Below are 21,260 nucleotides of genomic sequence, written 5' to 3' on the forward strand. Positions count from 1 at the left end.
TAATCATCCGGGCATCCCCAGCCTAGACCGCTACTTCGCGGACGCACGATCCAGTGCGAGGTTCAAGGCAAGAACGTTAACCCCGGGTTCGCCGAGCAGGCCGAGCAGACGGCCCCGGGTGTTTGAAGCAACGATCTGCCTAAGCTGTTCCTCCGGCATATTCCGCACCTTGGCCACGCGCGGCACCTGGAATTGCGCCGCTTCCGGCGAGATGTCCGGGTCGAGCCCGCTGGCCGAGGTCGTGACCAGATCGACCGGCACGGCGGCATTCGGGTTCTCGGCTTTCAACCTGTCCACGTCCTCTTTCAGCCGGTCGGCCAGCGCCTTGCTGGTCGGGCCAAGGTTGGAGCCGCCCGAGTTGGCGGCGTTGTAGAGCGCCGAGACGGTCTTGGTCGAATCAGTCGGGTCCGGCGCCAGCGTCGCCGAGGGACGACCGTGGAAATATTTCTCGTCCTTGAACTCCTGACCGATCAGGGCGGAGCCGACCACCTTGCCGTCCTGCTCGATCAGGCTGCCTTGCGCCTGTGACGGAAAGACCGCGCCGGCAATGCCGGTCATGGCGAGCGGATAGGCCAGGCCCGTGATGGCGGTCAGCACCAGCAGGAGGGTGATGGCGGGGCGGATTTCTCTGAGCATATGTATCTCCTAATTTTATTCGTCATTGCGAACGAAGCGGAGGCAATCAAGAATCTTTCCTTGGAAGCAGTCTGGATTGCTTCGTCGCTTCGCTCCTCGCAATGACGGGGGTTATGCCAGGTGCAAAGCGACAACGACGAGGTCGATCGCCTTGATGCCGATGAAGGGAATCACGATGCCGCCGAGACCGTAGATCAGCAGGTTGCGGCGAAGCAGCGCGCCGGCACCGACCGCGCGATAGGCGACACCCTTCAGCGCCAGCGGGATCAACCCGATGATGACAAGCGCGTTGAAGATGATCGCCGACAGGATGGCGCTCTGCGGGCTCGAGAGGTTCATGACGTTGAGCACGTTGAGCTGCGGGTAGAAGGCCAAGAACATCGCCGGGATGATCGCAAAATATTTTGCGACGTCGTTGGCGATCGAGAAGGTCGTCAGCGCACCGCGCGTCATCAACAGCTGCTTGCCGATTTCGACCACCTCGATCAGCTTGGTCGGATTGGAGTCGAGGTCGACCATGTTGCCGGCCTCGCGCGCGGCCTGCGTGCCGGTATTCATGGCGACACCGACGTCGGCCTGCGCCAGCGCGGGCGCATCGTTGGTGCCGTCGCCGCACATGGCCACCAGCTTGCCCTTGGCCTGCTCGTCGCGGATCAGCTTGAGCTTGTCCTCGGGCGTAGCCTGCGCCAGGAAGTCGTCGACGCCGGCTTCCGCCGCGATCGCGGCCGCCGTCATCGGGTTGTCGCCGGTGATCATGACGGTCCGGATTCCCATGCGGCGCAGCTCGGCAAAGCGCTCCCGGATACCGCCCTTGACGATGTCCTTGAGCTGGACGACGCCGAGCAGCCTGCCGTCCCTGGCCACGGCCAGCGGCGTACCACCGGCTTTCGAGATTTCGTCCGCGATAGTCTGGATCTCGCGACCGATATCCGAGAGACCGGCGGGCTGAATGGCGCGCGCCGTGTTGCCGGAGGCAACAGCCAGCGGCGCGCCGCCGCCGACATAGTTCAGCATCGCGTCGACCGCGCCCTTCCGCACCGACGATCCGCCGGCATCGACGCCGCTCATGCGGGTCTGCGCCGTGAACGGGATGAAGGTGGCACCAAGCTCCGCCATCTCGCGGCCGCGGATGCCATACTTCTCCTTGGCCAGCACGACGATGGATCGGCCTTCCGGCGTTTCGTCGGCGAGCGAGGCGAGCTGGGCAGCATCCGCCAGTTCCTGCTCGCTGACGCCGCGCACGGGACGAAACGCGGTCGCCTGGCGGTTGCCGAGCGTGATGGTGCCGGTCTTGTCGAGCAGCAGCGTATCGACGTCGCCGGCGGCCTCGACCGCGCGGCCGGACATCGCCAGCACGTTGAAACGGACCAGGCGGTCCATGCCGGCGATACCGATCGCCGAGAGCAGCGCACCGATCGTGGTCGGGATCAGCGTCACGAACAGCGCGACCAGAACGACGACCGAGATCGAGCCACCGGCATAGGCCGCGTAGCTCGGAATGGTGACGGTGGCGAACACGAAGATGATGGTGAGGCCGGCGAGCAGGATGTTGAGCGCGATCTCGTTCGGCGTTTTTGCCCGCTCGGCGCCCTCGACCAGCTTGATCATGCGGTCGATGAAGGTCGAGCCTTGCGCCGCCGTGATGCGGACGCGGATCCAGTCGGACAGCACTTGGGTGCCGCCGGTCACCGCCGAGCGGTCACCGCCGGACTCGCGGATCACGGGCGCGGATTCGCCGGTGATGGCAGCTTCGTTGACGGATGCGACGCCCTCGATCACCTCGCCGTCGGAGGGAATGGTGTCGCCCGCCTCGACCAGCACGATGTCGCCGACCTTCAGGCCCGTGCCCGGCACGAGCTTGAAATCCCGGCCCGCGCCGGTCATGAGCTTGGCCTGGCTTTCGGTGCGGGTCTTGCGCAGCGAATCGGCCTGCGCCTTGCCGCGGCCTTCGGCGACGGCTTCAGCAAAATTCGCGAACAGCACCGTGAACCAGAGCCAGAGGATGATCTGGAAGGTGAAGCCGAGATTGGCGCCACCTGTGACGAGGTCGCGCAGAAAAATCACCGTGGTGAGCGCGGCCACGATCTCGACCACGAACATCACGGGGTTCTTGATCATCAGCCGCGGGTCGAGCTTGCCGAAGGATGCCCGGATCGCGGGCACGACGATCCTGGGATCGAGCATTGCCGAGACGGAGGCGCGTTTTTGCAGTTTCATGGTGTCCACGGAGGTCGCTCCAAACAATCAGAAGACGTTACCGGCGTTCATCGCGAGATGCTCGACGATGGGACCGAGTGCAAGCGCCGGGAAGAACGTGAGGCCGCCGATGATCAGGATCACGCCGACGACGAGACCGACGAACAGTCCGCCGGTGGTCGGGAACGTGCCCGCCGACGGCGGAACGGATTTTTTCGCGGCCAGCGAGCCCGCGATCGCCATCGCCGGGACGATCATGAAGAAGCGGCCGACGAACATCGCGCTGGCGAGCGTGAGGTTGTAGAACAAGGTGTTGCCGGTGAGGCCCGCGAAGGCCGAGCCGTTGTTGCCGGTCGCCGAGGTGAAGGCGTAGAGCACCTCGGTGAAGCCGTGCGGGCCGGCATTCGCCATCGAGGCGACGGCGGGCGGATAGATCACGCCGACCGCGGTCCAGCCGAGGATCATCAGCGGCAGTACCAAGATGGCCAGCATCGCCATCTTGACCTCGCGCGCCTCGATCTTCTTGCCAACATATTCCGGCGTGCGGCCAACCATCAGTCCTGCGACGAAGATTGCGAGAATGACGAACAGCAACATGCCGTACATGCCGGCGCCGACGCCGCCGACCACGATCTCGCCGAGCTCGATGTTGATCAGCGGGATCATGCCGCCGAGCGCGGTGAAGCTGTCATGCATGGCGTTGACCGCGCCGCAGGAAGCGGCCGTGGTGATCACCGCGAACAGCGAGGACGCGACGATGCCGAAGCGGACTTCCTTGCCCTCCATATTGCCACCGGTGAGGCCGAGCGCCTGCAGCGTCGAGGTGCCATCGGCTTCCGCCCAATAGGTGACGGCGACGCCTGCGACGAACAGCACGCCCATCACGGCCAGGATCGCCCAGCCCTGGCGCTGGTTGCCGACCATCCGGCCGAACACGTTGGTCAGCGCGGCGCCCAGTGCAAAGATCGAGATCATCTGCACGAAGTTCGACAGCGCGGTCGGGTTCTCGAAGGGGTGCGCCGCGTTGGCGTTGAAGAAGCCGCCGCCATTGGTGCCCAGCATCTTGATCGCGACCTGGGAGGCGACCGGGCCGACCGCGATGGTCTGCTTGGCGCCTTCGAGCGTGGTGGCCTCGACATAGTCGCCGAGCGTCTGCGGCATGCCCTGCGAGACCAGGAACAGCGTGTAGACCACGCAGATCGGCAGCAGCACATAAAGCGTGGTGCGGGTGACATCGACCCAGAAATTGCCGACGGTGCGCACCGAAGCACGCGAGAAGCCGCGGATCAGGGCGACCGCGAGCGCAATACCGGTGGCCGCCGACAGAAAATTCTGGTGCGTCAGGCCCAGCATCTGCACCAGATAGGAGATCGTGCTCTCGCCGCCGTAGTTCTGCCAGTTGGTGTTGGTGACGAAGGAGATCGCGGTGTTGAAGGAGAGGTCTTCAGAGACCGCACCCTGCCCCGCCGGATTGAAGGGCAGCACCGCCTGCAAGCGCATCACGCCATAGATGATGAGGAAACCGCCGACATGGAACAGCAGCATCGCGACCGTGTAGGTCAGCCAATGCTGCTCGCGCTTCTCGTCGACGCCGGAGATCCAGTAGATGCCGGCCTCGATCGGACGCAGCACGGGCGAGAGGAACGTCCGCTCGCCGTTGAACACGCGCGTCATGTACCAGCCGAGCGGCTTTGTGAGCGCGACGATGATAAGGCAGAAAAGAATGATCTGGAGCCAGCCGATCACAGTCATGGCATCAACCCTTCAGGCTTGGTGTCCGCCGCAGCAGCGGCAGGAGCACCACAAGCAGGCAGCCGACGAGCGCAACGTCCGCCAGCAGCAATTCGACAAGCAGCAGCAAGGGTCAGAACCGTTCCGGCCGCAGCAGCGCGTAGGTGAGGTAGAACAGGAGGCCGAACGAGACGGCACCGGCGAGCGCATAATCGAAGATCATGGTTCGCTCCGTCACAGCCGTTCGCAGGCGTAGGTGTAGCCGATCGCAAGGGCGAAGAAGCCGAAGCCCAGCGCCAGCATCAGAATGTCCATCATGGAATTGCTCCTCGTTGCATCCCTCTATCGGGAGCAACACTTTCTCGGGGTCCCGGCGGAGCCCGTGGAGAAAAGCGCGACGCATTTCCACGGCCCAAGCGGGACTTTTGACCGGGCTGAAGTGCCACCGCGGGCATAGGTTTTCGAGACGTGGGCTATGACGAAGTTATAGGAATCTCATAAAGGGTGGGACGGTTGACGGCGCATCGCATCCCTCGCGGAGGGCGCCCGCATTTATGAAATCTTTATATCTCCCATCCCCTTCCCATCTCGTTTTCCAATGTCCTTCTCGCCATCCTGAAGACGCCGGCCGACTGACCGACGCCAATTCCAGGAGGCCTGACATGACCGTCGCTTATCGGCACCACGATGCCCCGGCCCTCAGCGAGCCCCTGCGCAATGCACTGGGCATGACGCGGCCGTTGATGCTCGAGATCATCGACAAGGCCTGCCGCCGCTTTCACTCGCTCGGACAGACCGAGCGCACCGCTCGCCTCATGCGCCTGATCGACGCGGAGGCCTGGGCCGACGCCGCGCTGGCGTTGATGGAACTCGAACTGCCGCTGTGGCACATCCGCCGGATCGCCTATGACGAAGGTGAATGGCATTGCGCGCTCTCGCGTGAACGCGAGCTGCCGGATTGGCTCGACGCGGCTGTCGAGGGATGCCACGGCGACCTCGCGCTCGCGCTGCTGTCGGCGTTCGTCGAAGTCCAGGCATTGGCCGTGGAAGCGCCGCGACCGAGCGTCCCCAACGTGCGGCCCGCCCCGGATCCGCTCTATGAGCCGGCCGCGTGCGAGAATTTCAGCTGATCGAACGCCGAGCCTTGATGCGAGGCCTTATGGCGCTCCTATGAGATCGCCGCGCGCCCTCTCTCGAAATCCTATCCAATCGAAAAGATATTGATCCGGCCGATGTGGGAGGAGATCCCGCCCCCCGCGTCAATTGGAAGGATACCATCCGTGAAACTCGTCGAACCTCCCTCGTGCAGCGCGCCCTCGACCATCGTCTTCATCGGCCAAAACCATCGGGGCCAGTGGATCGCGCAACAGCAGAGCGGCCTCTATGGCGGCCTGTTCGTCAGCCGCGCCCAGGCCATCAAATACGCACTGTTCGAGAACGGACAGCATCCCGAGACCATCGTCGAGCTGCCGCGCGAGATCGAGCTCGACATGGGTAAACACCCCGACCTCTCGCAGCGCGCCGCCTGAGCCGGCGCCTTTCGGCGAGCAAGCCATGTTCATTCCCTCCTCAGCCTGGTTCACCGGCTTCATTCCGGATCTGCCGACGCCGTTCGATGCGGCTGACACGATTGACCTCAAGGCGTTCGCCGCACTCTGCGAGCGCCAGGTCGCGGCCGGCGTTCCCGCGCTCGTGGTCTGCGAGACGGCGGGCGAGGCACCGACACTCTGGCCCGCCGAGCAGGAGCTCGTTATTCGCACCGCAGTCGACGTCGCCCACGGCCGGTCGCGGGTCGTCGCGGGCGCGATGTCGAATGCCACCGGCCGCGTTGTCGAACTTGCGCGGCGCGCAGAAGCGGCTGGCGCGGACGCCATCATGGCGGTGGTGCCCGCCTACAACAAGCCGATGCAGGAGGGGATGCTCGCGCATTTCCGCACCATTGCCGGTTCAACCGGACTTCCGGTGATCCTGCACGACGCTCCCGCCCGCACGCTGCGCCCACTTGCCGACGAGACGCTTCTACGCCTCGTCGAGTCTCGCCGGTTCGTGGGCCTCCGTGATGCGAGCTGTGACATCACCCGCCCGATGCGGTTGAACCGACTGCTGCCGGCAGGCTTTCGGCTGCTGTCCGGCGAGGACGCGACCGCCTTCGGCTATATCGCCGGCGGCGGCGACGGAGCCATCTCGGAAGTTTCCAACATCGCACCGGATCTGTGCCGGACGATCTTCTCACAGGTCAGGCAAGGTCGCCTGCAAACAGCGCGCTATCTGCACAAGCGCTTGATGCCACTCATCGCCTGTCTCTCCAAGGACAGCCCCGCGGCGCTCAAGAGCGCCCTGAGCGTGCTTGGCCTGGTGTCGCCGGCCACACGGCTGCCGATCGTGCCGCTGGACGCGGCCGCGCAGAGGGAGGTGGTTAGGGCACTCGCCGCCATCGCCGACGAGGAGCTGATCGACGGCGTAGGTGCCTGAGGCGTCAAGAGGCAATTTCATGCTGCAGTCACCCGAAGGACCTCGCAGGCTGCTCCGCGCCTGGCAGCTAGCGCTGCTGCGCCTCGCCGTGACGCGGGATGAATCCGACAGGCTCAACGTGGTGGCGCTGGCGGCCGAGCTCGATTGTCTCGGCGGCGAATCCCTCCACTTCTTCCGGCGGACCAGCTGGCAGCTCTGCGCGGCCCTCAGGGGGCAGCTGCAGGATCCGGAAGCGACGCTGGAATGCTTCTGCAGGCAAATCGAGGAACCGCGGCTGCGGCTCGCCTTTGCCGCAGCGATCGGCATGCCACATTCCAATCATGCACCGTCTCGGGCTCCCTCGAAGCGGAACTCCGATCTCTTCAGAGGGCTACCAGCGCGTGGAACGGCGTCTTTATGACATTCCTATGCGGCGGCGCCAGCGGTCATCTCGCAATCTTACGCGGCGGTGGCCATCATACGAGACAGATCGGAGCGGCCGTCTCGCCGCATGAGGCAAGGACTTACAAAATGTCGATCCTGACACATGGCTTTGACCGGCCCCTCGGGTCCGAGCTTCCGGCGCGCATCTCCGGGGCGCGCAAGGCGCAGCTCAAGGATCTCGCTCTCGGCGCGCTCACTCTGCTCTCGATGGGCAGCGTGCTCACTGCGCTCATCGCGCTGAAGACCGCAATCTATGTCTGGCACCTGAACGTCTGAGCAGCGGGAGGCTCCCATGACCTTGCAGATGTGTGAAGAGGCCGCCATGGCCGCAATTGCCCTTCAGGCCCCTCGTCGCCAGGCCGACGCCAAACGGGCGGCGGCACTCAAGCCACTCGATCCGGATGTCATCAGTACCGCCATCCCCGTCTTCTTCATCGGGCGCAACAACGCCGGCCTCTGGGTCGCGCGCGAAGCGAGTGGACAGGTCGGCGGCCTGTTCCTGTTCAAGAGCTCGGCGGTGGATTTCGCTAACCGTCAGAGCGCGCCGGCGCGCTGCGCCCTGGTGTTCCCCACCGAGAGTTTCGAGCTCGATGTCGAGAACCGCGGCAGTTTCCTGATCGTGCTGGCGGCACAAGCCCGGCGGCTCGTTGCACGCCTCGCCGTGAGGTAACGCGACATGATAGAGTTCAAGATCGCCATGCTGCTCGCGTTAATAGTCACGCTTCTGCTCGGCCTGCGCGTCACGGCTGCGCCCGCCTCGGACAGCTAGCATGCCTCTCTTCAGGGGACATCTCGAGCACGCGGTCACCACGACCATCCTGACCATGACGCTAAGCCTGGTCTGGGGTGCGGTCCTGACGATCGTGATCACGCTCGCAGCCCGCGGGCTCGGCGTCTAGACTTCACGGCGATCGACCGCGAATTGACCATGGCTGCCTACGAGGCAAGCAATCGGGGGCGCGAACGGCGGTCGCGCAGCCCGGCCAGGCCGCCTCTCCTTGCGGAAAACGCCCGGCCGATCTGGCGCTGTTTCACGGAACCGTGTAGATCGGTTTCATGAGCACAAGCAGCGTCAACGTCGTCGCCCATCCCCTGGTCCAGCACAAGCTTTCCTTGATGCGGGAGAAGGACCGCTCGACCAAGAGCTTTCGCGAAATCCTGAACGAGATCGGGATGCTGCTGGCCTACGAGGTGACGCGCGACCTGCCGCTGGAGCTGGTCGAGATCGAGACACCGATCTCGCCGATGCAGGCGCCGAAGATCGCCGGCAAGAAGCTCACGCTGGCGCCGATCCTGCGCGCCGGCGTCGGCTTCCTCGACGGCATGCTGGCGCTGATGCCCTCGGCCCGCATCGCCCATATCGGACTCTACCGCGACCCCGAGACATTGCAGGCCGTGGAATATTACTTCAAGGCGCCGCAGGACCTGTCCGACCGCACCGTGATCCTGATGGACCCGATGCTGGCGACGGGAAATTCGGCCTGCGCCGGCGCGTCGCTGCTCAAGGACCGCGGCGCCCGCGACATCCGCTTCGTCTGCCTTCTGGCCGCGCCCGAGGGCATCGCAAAATTCCAGAGCGAGCATCCCGACGTGCCGGTCTGGACCGCCGCCATCGATGAGCGTCTCAACGACCACGGCTACATCGTGCCGGGCCTGGGCGATGCCGGCGACCGGATGTTCGGCACCAAGTAGACAGGTTTGCACGATCGCGCTACTCCGGTTGGCATGCATGCCGACGATGTTTCACTGCATTCGCTGATCGGATCGGAGATAGCCGCCGATCCTGCCTTCGTGTTCAACGGCACGCCCGTGTCGCGCGCGGAGTTTTCAAGGATGGTCGCGCAGACCACGGCCTGGCTCGCGGCGCAGGGTATCGGCAAGAGCGACGTCGTCGCAGTCTGGCTCGTCAACCGGGTCGAATGGATCACGGTGCTGTTCGCCGCCGCCCGGCTGGGTGCTGTCGTTGCCGCCGTCAACACGCGCTACCGCGGCGCGGAAGTCGCGCATCTCCTGAAATTGTCGGGCGCCAAGCTGCTGGTGCTCGAGGCGGCGTTCCGCTCGATCGATTTCGCCGCTGTTCTCGCCGACATTGCCAAGGCCGATGTGCCCGCATTGCAAAAGCTCGCGGTGGTCGGCGCGGATGCGATCCCCGCGCAATGGCCCTGCATTCGCTTCGATGCGTTCGACAAACCCTATCCGGCGGCTGCCGTCCAGGATGACGTCGACCTACCGGTGCTGCTCTACACCACATCCGGCACCACCAAGGGGCCCAAGCTGGTCGCGCATTCGCAGCGGACGCTGGCGACCCACGCCAACTCCGTTGCCAAGACGCTCAAGCTCTCGCCGCAGCGTCACTCGCTGCTGGCGATGCTGCCATTCTGCGGCACCTTTGGCATGACGAGCCTGCTTGGCTTCATCGCAGCCGGCGCGACTATCCACGTGCTAGACGCCTTCGAGGCGGCGCCGGCGCTGAAAATCCTCAGCGAGCACAAGATCACGCACTGCTTCGGCTCCGACGAGATGTTCCGCCGTATCCTTGCGCTGACCGATGAGCCGCGTCCCTTCCCGCATCTCGAGGTCTGCGGCTTCGCCGCGTTCCAGCCCGGCTGGCGAGAGCTGGCTGCGGAGGCCGAGGCGCGCGGCCTGCCGCTATTCGGCCTCTACGGCTCGAGCGAGGTGCAGGCATTGTTCTCGATCGCCCGTCCCGGCGACGCCTTCGCCGATCGCATCGAGGGCGGTGGCTGGCCAATGTCCCCCGAGGCCAAGGTCCGCGTGCGCGACACCGAGACCGGCGAGCTTGCAGCGCAAGGCGTCTCCGGCGAGATCGAGATCAGCGCGCCGTCGCGCTTCCTCGGCTATTTCAACAACCCCGATGCGACGCGCGATGCGTTCACCGCGGACGGCTTCTTCCGCACCGGCGACATCGGCCGGCTTCGCGATGGCGCCTTCGTGTATGAGACCCGCGCGGGTGACGCGATGCGGCTCGGCGGCTTCCCGGTCGCACCCGGCGAGATCGAGGACGAGCTCAAGTCCTGTGCCGGCGTCGCCGATGCCCAGGTCGTCGCGGTCGACCTGAAGGGCCAGGCGCGCTGCGTCGCCTTTGTCATCCCGGCCGGCACTTCGCCGCAACAGGAGGTGCTGACGGCACGCCTGCGCGAGCGGCTCGCCGGCTACAAGGTTCCGGCACGGATCTATGTCGTGGACGCCTTCCCCGTGACCGATAGCGCCAACGGCGTGAAAATCCAGCGCGCCCGGCTTCGCACCATGGCGATGGAGCGGATAGCGGCCGAATAGGCCTCTCCTATTTCAGATAGCTCGCGAGATTCATGCCGAGGATCTTGGACATTGCCGAATAGGAAGCCGTCAGCTGCGCCTGGTAGGTGGAGAGCTGGGCGGTGATGGCGGCGACATCGACGCCGGTGAGGTCGTTCGACAGGCTTTCGGCGTAGCTCTTGTAATCGGTCTGTTGCGTGCTCGCCGACTCGATCGAGGACGACGAACTCGAGAGTTTTGCCTGCACCGCCGCGGTGTCGTCGAGCGCCGTGCTGGCGAGGTTGAGCGCGCTGGAAATGTCGGAGGATGACAACGAGGTGCTGTTGGCCACGAACTTCAGCACGCGCATGACTTCCTCGAACGCCGAATTGTCGCCGGTAACACCATACGACACGGTGTTATCGGCGGCGACGCGTACCGAGGCAATCTCGTCATCGCCCGTGTAGTAGCTGGTGTCCGCCGTGGTGACGGAACCGGTCCCCGACGAAAAGCTGGTGAGGTCGACCGGCGCCGTGTCGGTCTTGCCACCGGCAAAGACATACTGGCCGTCATACTGCGTGTTCATCAGCGAGCCCATCTGCTCCAGCATCTGCTGGGCGGAGGAGATCACCGAATTCGTTTCGGTCGAGCTCCCGGTCGAAGCCGCGCTGAGCTGGGAGCGAAGCTGGGTGATGATGTCCGTCACCGAGCCGACGGCCGAATACATCACCTGGATCTTGCTGTCGGCCAGCGTGGCCGCATCGATATAGGATTGCGCGCGCGTCACCGACACCTGGAGATTGACGACATGCTGCGCGTTCGAGCCGTAGCCGCCGAAATCGGTCGAGACGACGCCCGACGATTCCTGAACTTGCTCGTTCGCCATGACCGACTCCACGCGCATCGCGTCGGCGATCATCTTGCTCGACTGGGCGAAGGTGGCGATCCGCATCGCGACCATGGAGCTGCTCCCGCGCGCTTTACGACGACTGCACGGCGGTGATAAGCGCCGAGTACATACTGTTGATTGCCGAGATCAGCGCGGATGCTGCCGAGTATTGGCTTTGCAGCGTGCTCAGATTGGCGGATTCCTCGTCGAGGTTGACGCCCGACTGCGACGACAGCGAGCTCGCATAGGTCGACTGCGCAGTCTCCTTGGCAGTGTAATTGGTGGACGCCTGCGAGGCCTTGCTCGCGACATCGGCCACGATTGTCGAGGCATAGTCGGCAAAGGAGCCGGTGGTGGCGGCGAGCCCCCCGGTGGAGGAAAACGTCCGTGAGGCCGTCAATGCGCTGTAGAGCGCATTGACCGCGGTCGCAGATCCGGACGTCAGCACATTGCTGCCGACCGTAAGGCTCGAGGAGGAATCCAGCGTTGCAAGCTGCAACGCGCTGGTGCCGGACAGGATGTTGCTGTTGACAGCGATATCCGACGCGCTTGTTCCGGTCACGAGATCGTTGAGGCCAAAATAGTCCGAAAATCCCTCGCTTGAGCTACCGACCGAACTGGTCATCTCATTGACGGCGACACCGTTGCCCGAGCCTGTCGCCGTGATCGAGAGATGCCCGTCCGCATCGACCGATGCCGAGATCCCGGAAATGCCATTGATGGCGGTGACGAGATCGCCGACCGTGGAATAGGACGACAGGTCGAGATCGCTATAGGAGACCAGATTGCCGCTCTGGTCGGTCACGGCGAGGCGCACTGTGCCGGTGGCGGACAGCGCCGTGCTGCTGGTGACGCTGGTGGTTCCGGTCAGGCTGGTCGATGCCGGTACCGAGGAGGCGCTGTTTGAGACGGTATTGACCGCAGAGGCAAGCTGGGTCGCGAGCTGGTCGAGCTGCGACTGTGCCGCCGGCAGGATTTTGTCGCGGAGTGAGATCAGCGCGCCGATGTCACCGCCGGTGATCTGCGAGGTGATGTCGACGCCATTCACCGTGATCGCGCTGAAACCGCTCGACGATGAGCCCGCCGTGTAGGTCGTCGACGACGACACGATGGCGGCGGCGGTATAGCTGATCTTGTGTGCGGAGCTGTCGACCAGCGCCTGTCCGGTCGTGGTGTAGATCTGGAGATCGCCGTTCGACGCCGTGTAGTAGCTGACGTTCATCTTGGAGGCGACGTCCTGCAGCGCGGTGTTGCGCTGGTCCTCCAGGTCCGCGGTCGACTGCCCGGTCGCCGCCGTCTGCTTGATCTCCGCGTTCAGATCCGCGATGTTCTGCAGGTCCGTATTAACGTCGACGATCGAGGACGAGATGTCCTGGTCGGCATTGGAGCGGAGCTTCTGGATGCCGCTCGAGGTCTCGCGCAGCTGGCTCGTGACGTCGTCGAGCGCGCTGACGACGTTGGATTGCAGCGAGGCGCTGCTCGGCGTGCTCGCCAGCGACGACAGCGCCGATTCCAGCGAGGCGATGCCGTTGGCCAGCGAGGTCCCGGTCGACGAGCTGTCGGTGCTGCTGGTCAAGCCGTAAAGCTTCTCCAGCGAGGTCAGATAGGTATTGGCCGTGTCGGCCGAACCGAGATCGGAGTCCGCACTGACCAGCGATTTCAGCAGCAGCTTGTCGACCGTCGAGGTGATGCCCGTCACCGTGACGCCGGTACCGACGCCGTTGGTGACGCTGCTCGACTGGTTTGCGGTCTTCTTGGTATAGCCCGTCGTGTCGGCGTTCGAAATGTTCGACGACGTCACGCTGATCTGCACCGACGTGGACGACAGGCCGCTGAAGGCGATCGATCGTGCGATATCGAGCGACACGGCGGGCTCTCCTGCTCATTAGGCGCTGCGGCTGGTGCCGCTGGAGACGGCGCGCGCAGCGACCCGGCCGGAGGCGCCATAGGGCGATACCGCAGCGATCTGCTCGCGGATCGCCTGCATGACGGCCTCGATCCGGCGGTTGCTGGCCTCGATCGCCGCGCGCAGCCGCACCAGGTTTTCGTCCATTGCCGCGCGCAGCTTCAGGATCCGATCCAGCAACTGTTCGCGTAGGATCCGGTCCCGCACGTTCAGGGTGGTCCCGCCCGCCGCACATTCGGCGACGGATCGTTCGAAGATCTCCGCAAGGCGATTTTTCTCGTCGACCTGCTTCAGGCGTGAGGCCGGCAGACCTTTGGCGAGCTCGGCATTCTCTTCCGCCACCAGCGCGGTCAGAACGTCGATCAGTCCGATCAGCGACTTGATCCGGGCGTCGCCATTTGCGGCGTTGGTCCGCGTGGCTTGGCTATTGGCTTGGGCTACACTCATGGTCATCGCCTTCTTCTAATTTTGCCGTTTGCCGCGATGCACTTGCGAGTTGCGCAAATAAGCGCCGATCGCGGTCGTCCTGACGGTCGCCTGTCTCATTTCGCCCTCGACCGCTGCGCATTCCTTCAACAAGCCGCGGCGGGTCGTCTCGAGATCGTCGAGCAAGGCAAGCACCTGCTTGTGGTCACTGTCCGTCACGGTAGCGGCCCGTGCCACCAGCCGTCGCACCCGGCGCAGCAGCGCTTCTCCGGCGGCCTTGGCCTCCTCGCCGCGCATCGCTCACCTCATCGCCGAGATCAGGGTGTCGTACATCTTGCTGACGGTGGAGATGACCTGGGACGCCGCCGAATAGGCCTGCTGCGCCGAGATCATGCTCGAGAACTGGCTGGAGGTGTCGGTGGTCGAGGATTCCAGCTCGCTGCCGTAGATCGTGCCCGCACCGTTCTCGCCGGACGCTTGCAGCGCGGCATTCCCCGACGTCACGGTCGCGGAATAGAGGCCGTCGCTGGCTGCGGAAAGCCCGGTTGGATCGGCGAAGGTCGCCACCGCTATCTTGTAGATCGCGATGGTCTGGCCGTTGGAATAGGTGGCGTCGACGATGCCGTTCTTGCCGATCGAGATGCTGGACAGCTTGCCGTAGGAGAGGCCGTCCGAGGAGATGCTCGTGACGTTGACGGTCGGCGTCGTCTCGCCCGAAGCATATTGCGTCAGACCGTCCGTGCCTCCGGCGGTGCCGAGACTCATCGTGATCGTGCTGTCCGCTGCACCATCAGTCCAGCCCGTCACCGCGACGGTCGCCGGGCTCGGGCTGGTGCTCGCCAGCGAGCCGTCGCTGTTGAAGGTGATGTCGATCGTGCCCGAGGCCGTGCCGGTCGCGGTCGTGGTGTCCGACGTCGAGGTCGGATTGGCGAAGCTCGCGCTCCAGGTGTTGGTCCCGGTCTTGGTCCAGGTGACCTGCATCGAGTTCGCGGCACCGAGCGAATCGGTGACGGTCATCGAGCTGGTGTAGGTGTCGCCGGTCGCGGCATCCGACGGCAGGTTCGCCGCAATCGTGGTCTTGGTGGTGGCGCTGCCGCTGGTCGAGGCGACCTGGGTATTGATGGCCTCGAGATTGCTCGCCGATTCATTGCCGACGACATTGCCGTCCGAATCGGTGCGCCATCCCTCCAGGTAACTGCCATTGTTCTCGAGATAGCCCGCATTGTCGGTCGAAAAGGCACCGTTGCGGGTATAGGACGTGGTGCCGCCCGACGTGGCGCTGGTCACGACGAAGAAGCCCGATCCCTGGATCGCGACGTCGGTCGCGTTGGAAGTGGCGGCCAGCAGGCCTTGCTGGGTGATGTTGGCGCGGCCCGAAACGGTGACGCCGCCCGAGGCATAGGAGGTCGCGTTGCTCGATGCGGTGACGAGGTCGTCGAACATCGCCGACGTCGTCTTGTACCCCGTCGTGCTGGTATTGGCGATGTTGTCGCTGATCATCGACAGGGACTGGCTCTGCGCGCTGAGCGCGGAGATCGCCGAAGAGAGTGCACCGGTGAGACTCATGATGAAACTCCAGAGGGATCAGGACGCAGGATCAGGACGTGACGCCGATGATGTCGGCGGCGCTGACGGAGACACCGTTCACCGTGAGCGAAGGCGTTGATGTTGAGGTGTCGATGCCCGTCACCGTGCCGGAGATGGTGGTATAGTTGAGCACCGAGTTGCCGGCGGAATCCGTCGCGGTCACCGAGATTGTGTACTGGCCGCCGTCCGTGAGCTGGGTGCCGCTGGAATTCTTGCCGTCCCAGGTGAAGGTGTTGGATCCGGAATTGCCGGTCCCGGTGCCGGTGTAGACCGTGTTACCCGAGTCGTCCTTGATGGTGACCGCGACGTCGGAAGCGGCCGAGGACAGCGAATAGCCGAACGTCGCCGAGCCGTTGCTCAAGGTCGACGTGTCGGTCTTCGCCTCGACGGTGTGGCCGATATAGTTGACCGAGTTGAGCGTCACGAGGCTCGAGAAGGAGCTGGAGAGCGAGGTCAGGTTGGAATTGATCGACTGCTGCTGGCTGAAATTCGCGTAAGACGTGAGCTGATTGATGAAGTCGGTGGTCGAGGTCGCGTTCAGCGGGTCCTGGTTCTGAAGCTCGCTGACGAGCAGGCTCAGGAAATCGCTCGAGGTCAGCGTCGAACTGGACGAGGTGCTCGACGAGGACGACGTCGTCGTGGTCGCAGTCGTTGCAGAACTCGTTGCGGAAACTGTCATCAGAAACTCCGGCTTTCTCGCGCGGCCGGCGACAGCGATGTCGGTCAGCGCGCTTGAAATCTGTGTGCTGATGAAACGCGTGGCCGCGCGGATTCAGGCGCGGATTCACGGCTGCGAAATTCGCTTTCGACGCGGCAAAATCTGCCGCGTGGAGGCGCGAACGCTTCCACGACGTCATGGCCGGGCTTGTCCCGGCCATCCACGCGATGCTTGCGAGCTTAAGAACGTGGATGCCCGGGACATAGGCGAGCGGAAGCGACGCCGTCCTTCAGACGGCTATGCCCGGGCATGACGATCTCTTGGAGCAAGTGGAGATATGAAGAATTCGAAGAGCCGATCAGCTCCCCGCGGTCTCGCCTTCGGTGCGCGGCTCGGCGGTGTCGGTCTTCATTTTCGCAGCGGCGGCGGCAATACGGTCGGCGAGGCCGGCGGGTGCCCGCACTGGAGGTGCCGCGAGCGCCTGGCGCAGGGCGCGCATCTCTTCAAGCAGTGCCTGGGCAGCAGAGGAACGTTTCAACAGCTCTTCAGCGGGCAAGCGCCGATCTTCGGGCCAGAGGGAGAGATCCTCGCCCAGCCGGTCGATCAGTTCTTCAAACTCGGTGACGTCCATCGCCCGCCGATCCCGCCTCGGTCAGGCCCCTCATAAAGCATTGCAAGCGCGTCGAAAACCGATTTCCCGCCGCTTCGCGCGCCAAAAGCGCCCGGAGCACTACGGGAACGGGCCAAACTGCGGTCCGCGGCGGTCGTGGTTTCAGCCCGTGCGGGCCGAATCGGACGGCGCGATCTTGCCGCCCCGCGCCGTCGCGTCGACGTGCTCCCAGGCCTCCCGCAACTCGGTCACGGCCGCGATGATCCGCCGAAAACTCGTCGGGGCATGCGGCCGGCCGAACGCCTTGTGGCTCGCCACGATCAGGCTGTTGTAGGTCTGGAACAGCCGCTCGGCCACCGCCCCGCCCTTGGTGAAGTCGAGATTGTGGCTGAGCCCGCGCAGAATCGCGGTCGCCTTCAGCAGATATTCGTGCCCTTCCTCGAAGCGCCGCGCTTCCTGCGCGGCCAGCGCCTTCTGGAGGAAGGTGATCGCGCCGCCAAGCAGCATCGAGATCGCCTTCAGCGGCGGCACGCTGGTGGCCGCGCCCCGATAGGCCTGATTGGCCATGTACGCCATCGGATTATGCATCATCAACCACTCGAGCTGGAGTTAAGCAAGGCTTTGAGATAGGTGAGCGTGTTGTTCGCGCTCGTGATCGCGGCCTGGTAATTCGCGTATTGGGTCTGGAGCTGGGTCTGGTAGGCGGACGCTGCACTCTCGATGTCGTCGACCTTCTGCTGGAGGTCGGTGTCGCGGTCAGTCAGGTTCGTGATCAGCGTCTGCAACGAGCCCGAGGTCGATGAATAGGTCTTGGACAGCTGATAGAGCTGCGTGGCGATGCCCGAGGTCGAGGTCACCGTGATCGATTGCGACGTTGATCCCGAATAGGTGAAGGCCATGCCCGCATAGGCCGTTCCGGCCGCGCCAAGGATCGTCGTGCCACTCACCGTGAACAGCGAGGAATCGCCGCCGACCGACGCAGAGCTGAGATTTCCGGATGAGTCGACGGTCAGGTCGAGCGTGAAGGATTGCGGCGACGTTCCGGTATTGACGACGCTGAGCTGGCTCGACGAGGTCTTGGTCTGCGCCGACAGCAGCGTGGTGACGCCGCTCAGGTTCGTGCTGAGAACATTGGACAGCGTCGAGGTGTCGAGCTCGAGCTCGTTCTTCTCGTTGAAGGACAGGCCGAGGTCGGCCATGGTGAGGTCGCCCACCGTGCTGTTGAGCGCGTTCTGGAGCGAATCCATGATGTCGCGCATGGTGCCGTCGCCGAACAGCACCGCGCTCGAATCCGCCGTGCCGTCCGAGGCGGTTGCCTGCTGCGCGATCACCGCATCGCGGAACGTGTTGTAGTTGGTGACGAGGCTCTCGACCGCCGTTTCGATCTGGCTGGTGTCGGGCTCGATGCTGATGCTGAGCGATGTTCCGCTGGGCGTCGCCTGGAGCAGGTTGAAGGTCACGCCCGTGAGCACGTCGGTGATGTCGTTGGTATCCCGCGTCATCGAGATGCCATCGAGAGAAAAATCAGCCGCCTGCGACGTCTGCAGCACGTCGGCAAAGGCGCCCGTGCTGTCGGTCACGCCGAGCTTGTTCAGGATATCGTCGCCGGAGGTGCTGGAATAGCTGATGTCGGCGGCATCCTCGGTGCCGGACAGCACCATCTCGTACGACCCGCTCGACACCTGGACGATCGAGGCCTGCACGTTGGTGGTCGAGGTCTGGGCGTTGATGGCATCGACCACGTCCTGCATCGACATCGTGCTGGTGACGGTGATGTCGGCGGTGTTGCCGCTACCGAGACCAAGGGAGAAGGTGCCGGAATAGCCGAGCGCGCTGGTCTGGCTCGACTGCGAGGTGCCGATCACCTTCTGCGCGGTCGCGACCTGGCTGATGGTCAGCGTGTGGTCGCCGGTCGCAGCACCGTTGCTGACGGACATCGAGAGCGCGGAGGAGGCGCTGACGTCGCCGGACGAGCTGATGGTCGCCGCCCGCGTGGCGAAGGCGTTGGTCGCGAGCGAATTGACGACGGCCGTCGCGAGCGAGGAAAGGCCGCTGGAGAGCGTCGAAAGATCGGTCTGGAGCGTCTTGTAGGCGGAGATCTTGGCTTCGTTGCTGGTGATCGAGGTGGAGATCGTGGTCGCTGCCGTCAGCTTGGCGTTCACCGCCGCGGTGATCAACGCGCTCCAGTCCACGCTGGTCGATGTGGTGGTGCCGGTCGTGGTCACGGTGGACGCACTCGACGTGCTGGTGCTCGCAGTGCTGCTGGTGCTCGAACTGACTGACGTCACTGTGCTGCCCGATCCATCCCGGGGTGAACCGGGCCGGCATCAAGCCGGCCCGGCGATCGCTAGCCTCAGCGCTTAGCCGAGCAGCTTGAGCAGGTACTGCGGCATCTGGTTCGCCGCGGATTCCGCCGACACCGCGGCCTGGGTCTTCACCTCGGCCGAGGACAGCGTGGCCTGCTCGGCCGCAATATCGACGTCCTTGATCGCGGAGTTCGCCGACTGCAGGTTCTGGGTCTGGGTCGAGATCGAGTCCGACGAGAAGTTGAACCGCGATTCCTGCGCGCCGATGCTGGCGCGGGCGGCGGAGACGGTGTCGATCGCGGTATCAAGCGTGGTCAGTGCCGAGGTCGCGTCAGAAAGGGAGCTGACGTCGAGCGAGGACACGCCGAGCGAGGATGCCGTCAGGCTCGTCAGCGTGATTGTGATGTTGTCCGAGCCGGAGGAGCCGACCAGCACCGAGACGCCGGAGGCGAACACGCTGGAGCCATCAAGCAGGCTCTGGCTGGAATAGCGGGTGCCGGTCGCGATCGAATCGATTTCGCTCGTCAGCTGCGTGAATTCCGAGTTGATGTAGGCGCGGCTGGAGTCGGTCGTGGTGCCTGAGGCCGACTCGGAGGCCAGCGACTTCATGCGCGCCAGGATGTCCGAGATGTTGGAGGCGCCACCGTCGGCGGTCTGGAGGATCGCGGTCGCCTGCGAGGCGTTGGTCGCGGCCTGCTGCAGCGTGGTGACGTCCGACGAGATGCGGGTCGAGATCGCAAGACCGGCGGCGTCGTCGGAGGCCGAGGTGATGCGCGAGCCGCTCGACAGCTTGGCGAGCGCGCTGCTCTCCTGCGCGGAATTGATGTTGAGGTAGCGGACTGCAGAGTTCGCCGCGGTATTGGTGGAAATTGCAGGCATTGGAAACTCCTGTGCTGATGGGCATGGCGTGCCGCATCGTTGAAGACGATTGACGACGCGGACCGCAGCCCCGTCCGTTCGCTCAAACGGCGGAGCGCACGGAGATCAGGCGCGAAAATTTTCGCAGCGCCAGTTTTATGGTTAGCAATCCGTAAACGCCGTGCGGATGTCGCGCTCGTGCTTGCGCAGCAACTGACGCAGCTGCTGACGTCCGCGCTTGAGCAGGGACTCCACCGCGGCCACCGTGGTGTCCATCACCTGGGCAATCTCGCCGTTGCTCATATTCTCGTGGTACGAGAAGATCACCGCGATACGCTGCTGCTCGGGCAGGCGCTGCATCGCGAGCTCCAGCATGCCGTTCAGCTCGTTGCGCTCGATGATCTCGACCGCGCCAGGCTGGCCGTCGGCGACCTCCGGCACGGTCTCGACATTCTCGTTGCGCGGCTTGCGGCGCAGATCGATGCAACGATTGGAGATGACGCGGTAGAGCCAGGTCGAGAACTTGGCGCGGCCGTGCTGCCAGCGCCCGCGATGGCTCCAGATCTTGAGCATGGTGTCCTGCACCACGTCTTCGGCATCGGCAGCATTGCCGACGATACGCAGCGCGATCGCATAGGCGCGATCGATGTGACGCTCGACCAGCATGCGGAACGCAGCCTCGTCGCCGGTGGCTAGCCTGTCGAGAAGTTCGCTGTCCTCATCGAAGACGATTTCGGCAGCGACCGGCGTGCTGCCCGGCGCCAGCGGTACCGACGGCATCACGGGCACGATCTCTTCAGCCGGCAGCGTCGTCGTGATCCCGGCCTCGGCGGGAGCCCAGACATCAGCAGCGTAACTCATCCCGCAATCTCCAACCCGCAATGCCGGCGGCGCACATGCCACACGGCTTCCAGGCGTTGAACGCGGGGCAAAAACAATCCAGGCGGAGAATTTTTGTTATTTTTCAAGATGTTATCCGGTATCTTTTGCCGAGTATCGGGCAATAATTGCCGAGCGCGCGCTACTCTCGCGCATCAATCCCGCAATCATCACATCGTCTCGCGCCATGGCGGATCATCCATCCTGAACAGATGTCATTGAGAGAAAACGCTGACATTACGCAGCACTAGGCGATCAAGCGCGACGCGCGCCCTGCGCATCAGGACGCGATTGTTTCCGAGTGTGAATGAACGCGAGACGACTTCCGCACCCGGCAATTTTTTCCGAATCACCTTTTCGAACCTAACGATTTTTTTGAATCTGTCAGTCGCGGCGAATGCGTTTTTGAATCGCGCGTGAATTATTTTCGC

General features: G+C 64.2%; 25 protein-coding genes. 9 read left to right on the forward strand and 16 right to left on the reverse strand.

Going from position 1 to position 21,260, the window contains the following annotated elements:
* Positions 1–30: 30 nt before the first annotated feature.
* The 4 genes from ABID58_RS24555 to ABID58_RS24570 form a co-directional block, all read right to left on the reverse strand.
* A complete protein-coding gene (locus tag ABID58_RS24555) occupies positions 31–636 on the reverse strand; it encodes a K(+)-transporting ATPase subunit C (RefSeq protein WP_354035263.1) in 606 nt (201 codons plus the stop codon).
* Between the two features lie 111 nt (positions 637–747).
* Entirely contained in the window at positions 748–2,862 is a 2,115-nt protein-coding gene (gene kdpB / locus ABID58_RS24560; RefSeq protein WP_354035265.1) for a potassium-transporting ATPase subunit KdpB, read from the reverse strand.
* 18 nt (positions 2,863–2,880) lie between these two features.
* Positions 2,881–4,584 carry a potassium-transporting ATPase subunit KdpA gene (kdpA, locus tag ABID58_RS24565; RefSeq protein WP_354035267.1) on the reverse strand — a complete coding sequence of 568 codons (1,704 nt, stop codon included), beginning with the start codon at positions 4,582–4,584 and terminating at the stop codon, positions 2,881–2,883.
* 112 nt (positions 4,585–4,696) lie between these two features.
* Positions 4,697–4,786 carry a K(+)-transporting ATPase subunit F gene (locus tag ABID58_RS24570; protein WP_038965694.1) on the reverse strand — a complete coding sequence of 30 codons (90 nt, stop codon included), beginning with the start codon at positions 4,784–4,786 and terminating at the stop codon, positions 4,697–4,699.
* 439 nt (positions 4,787–5,225) lie between these two features.
* Here ABID58_RS24570 and ABID58_RS24575 point away from each other — a divergent pair, with 439 nt between their 5' ends.
* The 3 genes from ABID58_RS24575 to dapA all read left to right on the forward strand — a co-directional run bounded on the left by ABID58_RS24575 (position 5,226) and on the right by dapA (position 7,035).
* Complete coding sequence (locus tag ABID58_RS24575; protein WP_354035269.1) at positions 5,226–5,693, forward strand: hypothetical protein; 468 nt, start codon at positions 5,226–5,228, stop codon at positions 5,691–5,693.
* A gap of 150 nt (positions 5,694–5,843) precedes the next feature.
* The gene (locus ABID58_RS24580; RefSeq protein ID WP_354035271.1) at positions 5,844–6,092 is read left to right on the forward strand and encodes a hypothetical protein; all 249 of its coding nucleotides are present in this window, start codon (positions 5,844–5,846) and stop codon (positions 6,090–6,092) included.
* Between the two features lie 25 nt (positions 6,093–6,117).
* Positions 6,118–7,035 (forward strand): 4-hydroxy-tetrahydrodipicolinate synthase, encoded by a 918-nt coding sequence (gene dapA, locus ABID58_RS24585; RefSeq protein ID WP_354035273.1) that lies wholly within the window; start codon positions 6,118–6,120, stop codon positions 7,033–7,035.
* Positions 7,036–7,102: 67 nt separating this feature from the next.
* Here dapA and ABID58_RS24590 read toward each other — a convergent pair whose 3' ends face one another.
* Positions 7,103–7,348, reverse strand: a complete 246-nt coding sequence (locus ABID58_RS24590; RefSeq protein ID WP_354035275.1) for a hypothetical protein — start codon at positions 7,346–7,348, stop codon at positions 7,103–7,105.
* A gap of 197 nt (positions 7,349–7,545) precedes the next feature.
* Here ABID58_RS24590 and ABID58_RS24595 point away from each other — a divergent pair, with 197 nt between their 5' ends.
* From ABID58_RS24595 to ABID58_RS24615, 5 genes are all read left to right on the forward strand, one after another.
* Positions 7,546–7,734 (forward strand): hypothetical protein, encoded by a 189-nt coding sequence (locus ABID58_RS24595; RefSeq protein ID WP_148754774.1) that lies wholly within the window; start codon positions 7,546–7,548, stop codon positions 7,732–7,734.
* Between the two features lie 16 nt (positions 7,735–7,750).
* Entirely contained in the window at positions 7,751–8,128 is a 378-nt protein-coding gene (locus tag ABID58_RS24600; protein ID WP_354035277.1) for a hypothetical protein, read from the forward strand.
* 100 nt (positions 8,129–8,228) lie between these two features.
* The gene (locus ABID58_RS24605; protein ID WP_354035279.1) at positions 8,229–8,357 is read left to right on the forward strand and encodes a hypothetical protein; all 129 of its coding nucleotides are present in this window, start codon (positions 8,229–8,231) and stop codon (positions 8,355–8,357) included.
* Positions 8,358–8,514: 157 nt separating this feature from the next.
* The gene (upp, locus tag ABID58_RS24610) at positions 8,515–9,150 is read left to right on the forward strand and encodes a uracil phosphoribosyltransferase (RefSeq protein ID WP_148754776.1); all 636 of its coding nucleotides are present in this window, start codon (positions 8,515–8,517) and stop codon (positions 9,148–9,150) included.
* Between the two features lie 33 nt (positions 9,151–9,183).
* Positions 9,184–10,752: an AMP-binding protein gene (locus ABID58_RS24615; protein WP_354035281.1), complete on the forward strand. Its 1,569-nt coding sequence runs from the start codon at positions 9,184–9,186 to the stop codon at positions 10,750–10,752.
* Between the two features lie 7 nt (positions 10,753–10,759).
* On the opposite strand, the gene ABID58_RS24620 is transcribed toward ABID58_RS24615, so the two are convergent.
* The 9 genes from ABID58_RS24620 to fliD all read right to left on the reverse strand — a co-directional run bounded on the left by ABID58_RS24620 (position 10,760) and on the right by fliD (position 19,011).
* Positions 10,760–11,671 carry a flagellin gene (locus tag ABID58_RS24620; protein ID WP_354035282.1) on the reverse strand — a complete coding sequence of 304 codons (912 nt, stop codon included), beginning with the start codon at positions 11,669–11,671 and terminating at the stop codon, positions 10,760–10,762.
* A 19-nt stretch (positions 11,672–11,690) separates the two neighbouring features.
* Positions 11,691–13,466, reverse strand: a complete 1,776-nt coding sequence (flgK, locus tag ABID58_RS24625; RefSeq protein WP_354035283.1) for a flagellar hook-associated protein FlgK — start codon at positions 13,464–13,466, stop codon at positions 11,691–11,693.
* Between the two features lie 18 nt (positions 13,467–13,484).
* Complete coding sequence (locus tag ABID58_RS24630) at positions 13,485–13,958, reverse strand: flagellar protein FlgN (protein ID WP_187435269.1); 474 nt, start codon at positions 13,956–13,958, stop codon at positions 13,485–13,487.
* Positions 13,959–13,967: 9 nt separating this feature from the next.
* Positions 13,968–14,228 carry a hypothetical protein gene (locus ABID58_RS24635; RefSeq protein WP_148754781.1) on the reverse strand — a complete coding sequence of 87 codons (261 nt, stop codon included), beginning with the start codon at positions 14,226–14,228 and terminating at the stop codon, positions 13,968–13,970.
* 3 nt (positions 14,229–14,231) lie between these two features.
* Complete coding sequence (gene flgE / locus ABID58_RS24640) at positions 14,232–15,497, reverse strand: flagellar hook protein FlgE (RefSeq protein WP_148754782.1); 1,266 nt, start codon at positions 15,495–15,497, stop codon at positions 14,232–14,234.
* A 31-nt stretch (positions 15,498–15,528) separates the two neighbouring features.
* Positions 15,529–16,197, reverse strand: coding sequence for a flagellar hook assembly protein FlgD (locus ABID58_RS24645; protein ID WP_354035284.1), 669 nt, complete (start codon positions 16,195–16,197; stop codon positions 15,529–15,531).
* 337 nt (positions 16,198–16,534) lie between these two features.
* On the reverse strand, positions 16,535–16,807 hold the full coding sequence (locus ABID58_RS24650; protein ID WP_354035286.1) for a hypothetical protein: 273 nt from the start codon (positions 16,805–16,807) through the stop codon (positions 16,535–16,537).
* A gap of 141 nt (positions 16,808–16,948) precedes the next feature.
* Positions 16,949–17,377, reverse strand: a complete 429-nt coding sequence (locus tag ABID58_RS24655) for a flagellar export chaperone FliS (protein WP_354035287.1) — start codon at positions 17,375–17,377, stop codon at positions 16,949–16,951.
* Complete coding sequence (gene fliD / locus ABID58_RS24660; RefSeq protein WP_354035315.1) at positions 17,377–19,011, reverse strand: flagellar filament capping protein FliD; 1,635 nt, start codon at positions 19,009–19,011, stop codon at positions 17,377–17,379. The genes ABID58_RS24655 and fliD overlap by 1 nt, the downstream gene beginning before the upstream one ends.
* Between fliD and ABID58_RS24665 the strand changes: the two genes are divergently transcribed.
* Positions 18,920–19,150: a hypothetical protein gene (locus tag ABID58_RS24665; RefSeq protein WP_354035317.1), complete on the forward strand. Its 231-nt coding sequence runs from the start codon at positions 18,920–18,922 to the stop codon at positions 19,148–19,150. The two genes, fliD and ABID58_RS24665, sit on opposite strands and share 92 nt — an antisense overlap.
* Here the strand turns inward: ABID58_RS24665 and ABID58_RS24670 are convergent.
* Complete coding sequence (locus ABID58_RS24670) at positions 19,147–19,971, reverse strand: flagellin (RefSeq protein ID WP_354035288.1); 825 nt, start codon at positions 19,969–19,971, stop codon at positions 19,147–19,149. The genes ABID58_RS24665 and ABID58_RS24670 overlap by 4 nt on opposite strands.
* A gap of 141 nt (positions 19,972–20,112) precedes the next feature.
* Positions 20,113–20,811 carry an RNA polymerase sigma factor gene (locus tag ABID58_RS24675; RefSeq protein ID WP_148754788.1) on the reverse strand — a complete coding sequence of 233 codons (699 nt, stop codon included), beginning with the start codon at positions 20,809–20,811 and terminating at the stop codon, positions 20,113–20,115.
* Between the last annotated feature and the right edge of the window lie 449 nt (positions 20,812–21,260).

The sequence above is a fragment of the Bradyrhizobium sp. S3.2.6 genome, assembly GCF_040546885.1.
Classification (GTDB): domain Bacteria; phylum Pseudomonadota; class Alphaproteobacteria; order Rhizobiales; family Xanthobacteraceae; genus Bradyrhizobium; species Bradyrhizobium cytisi.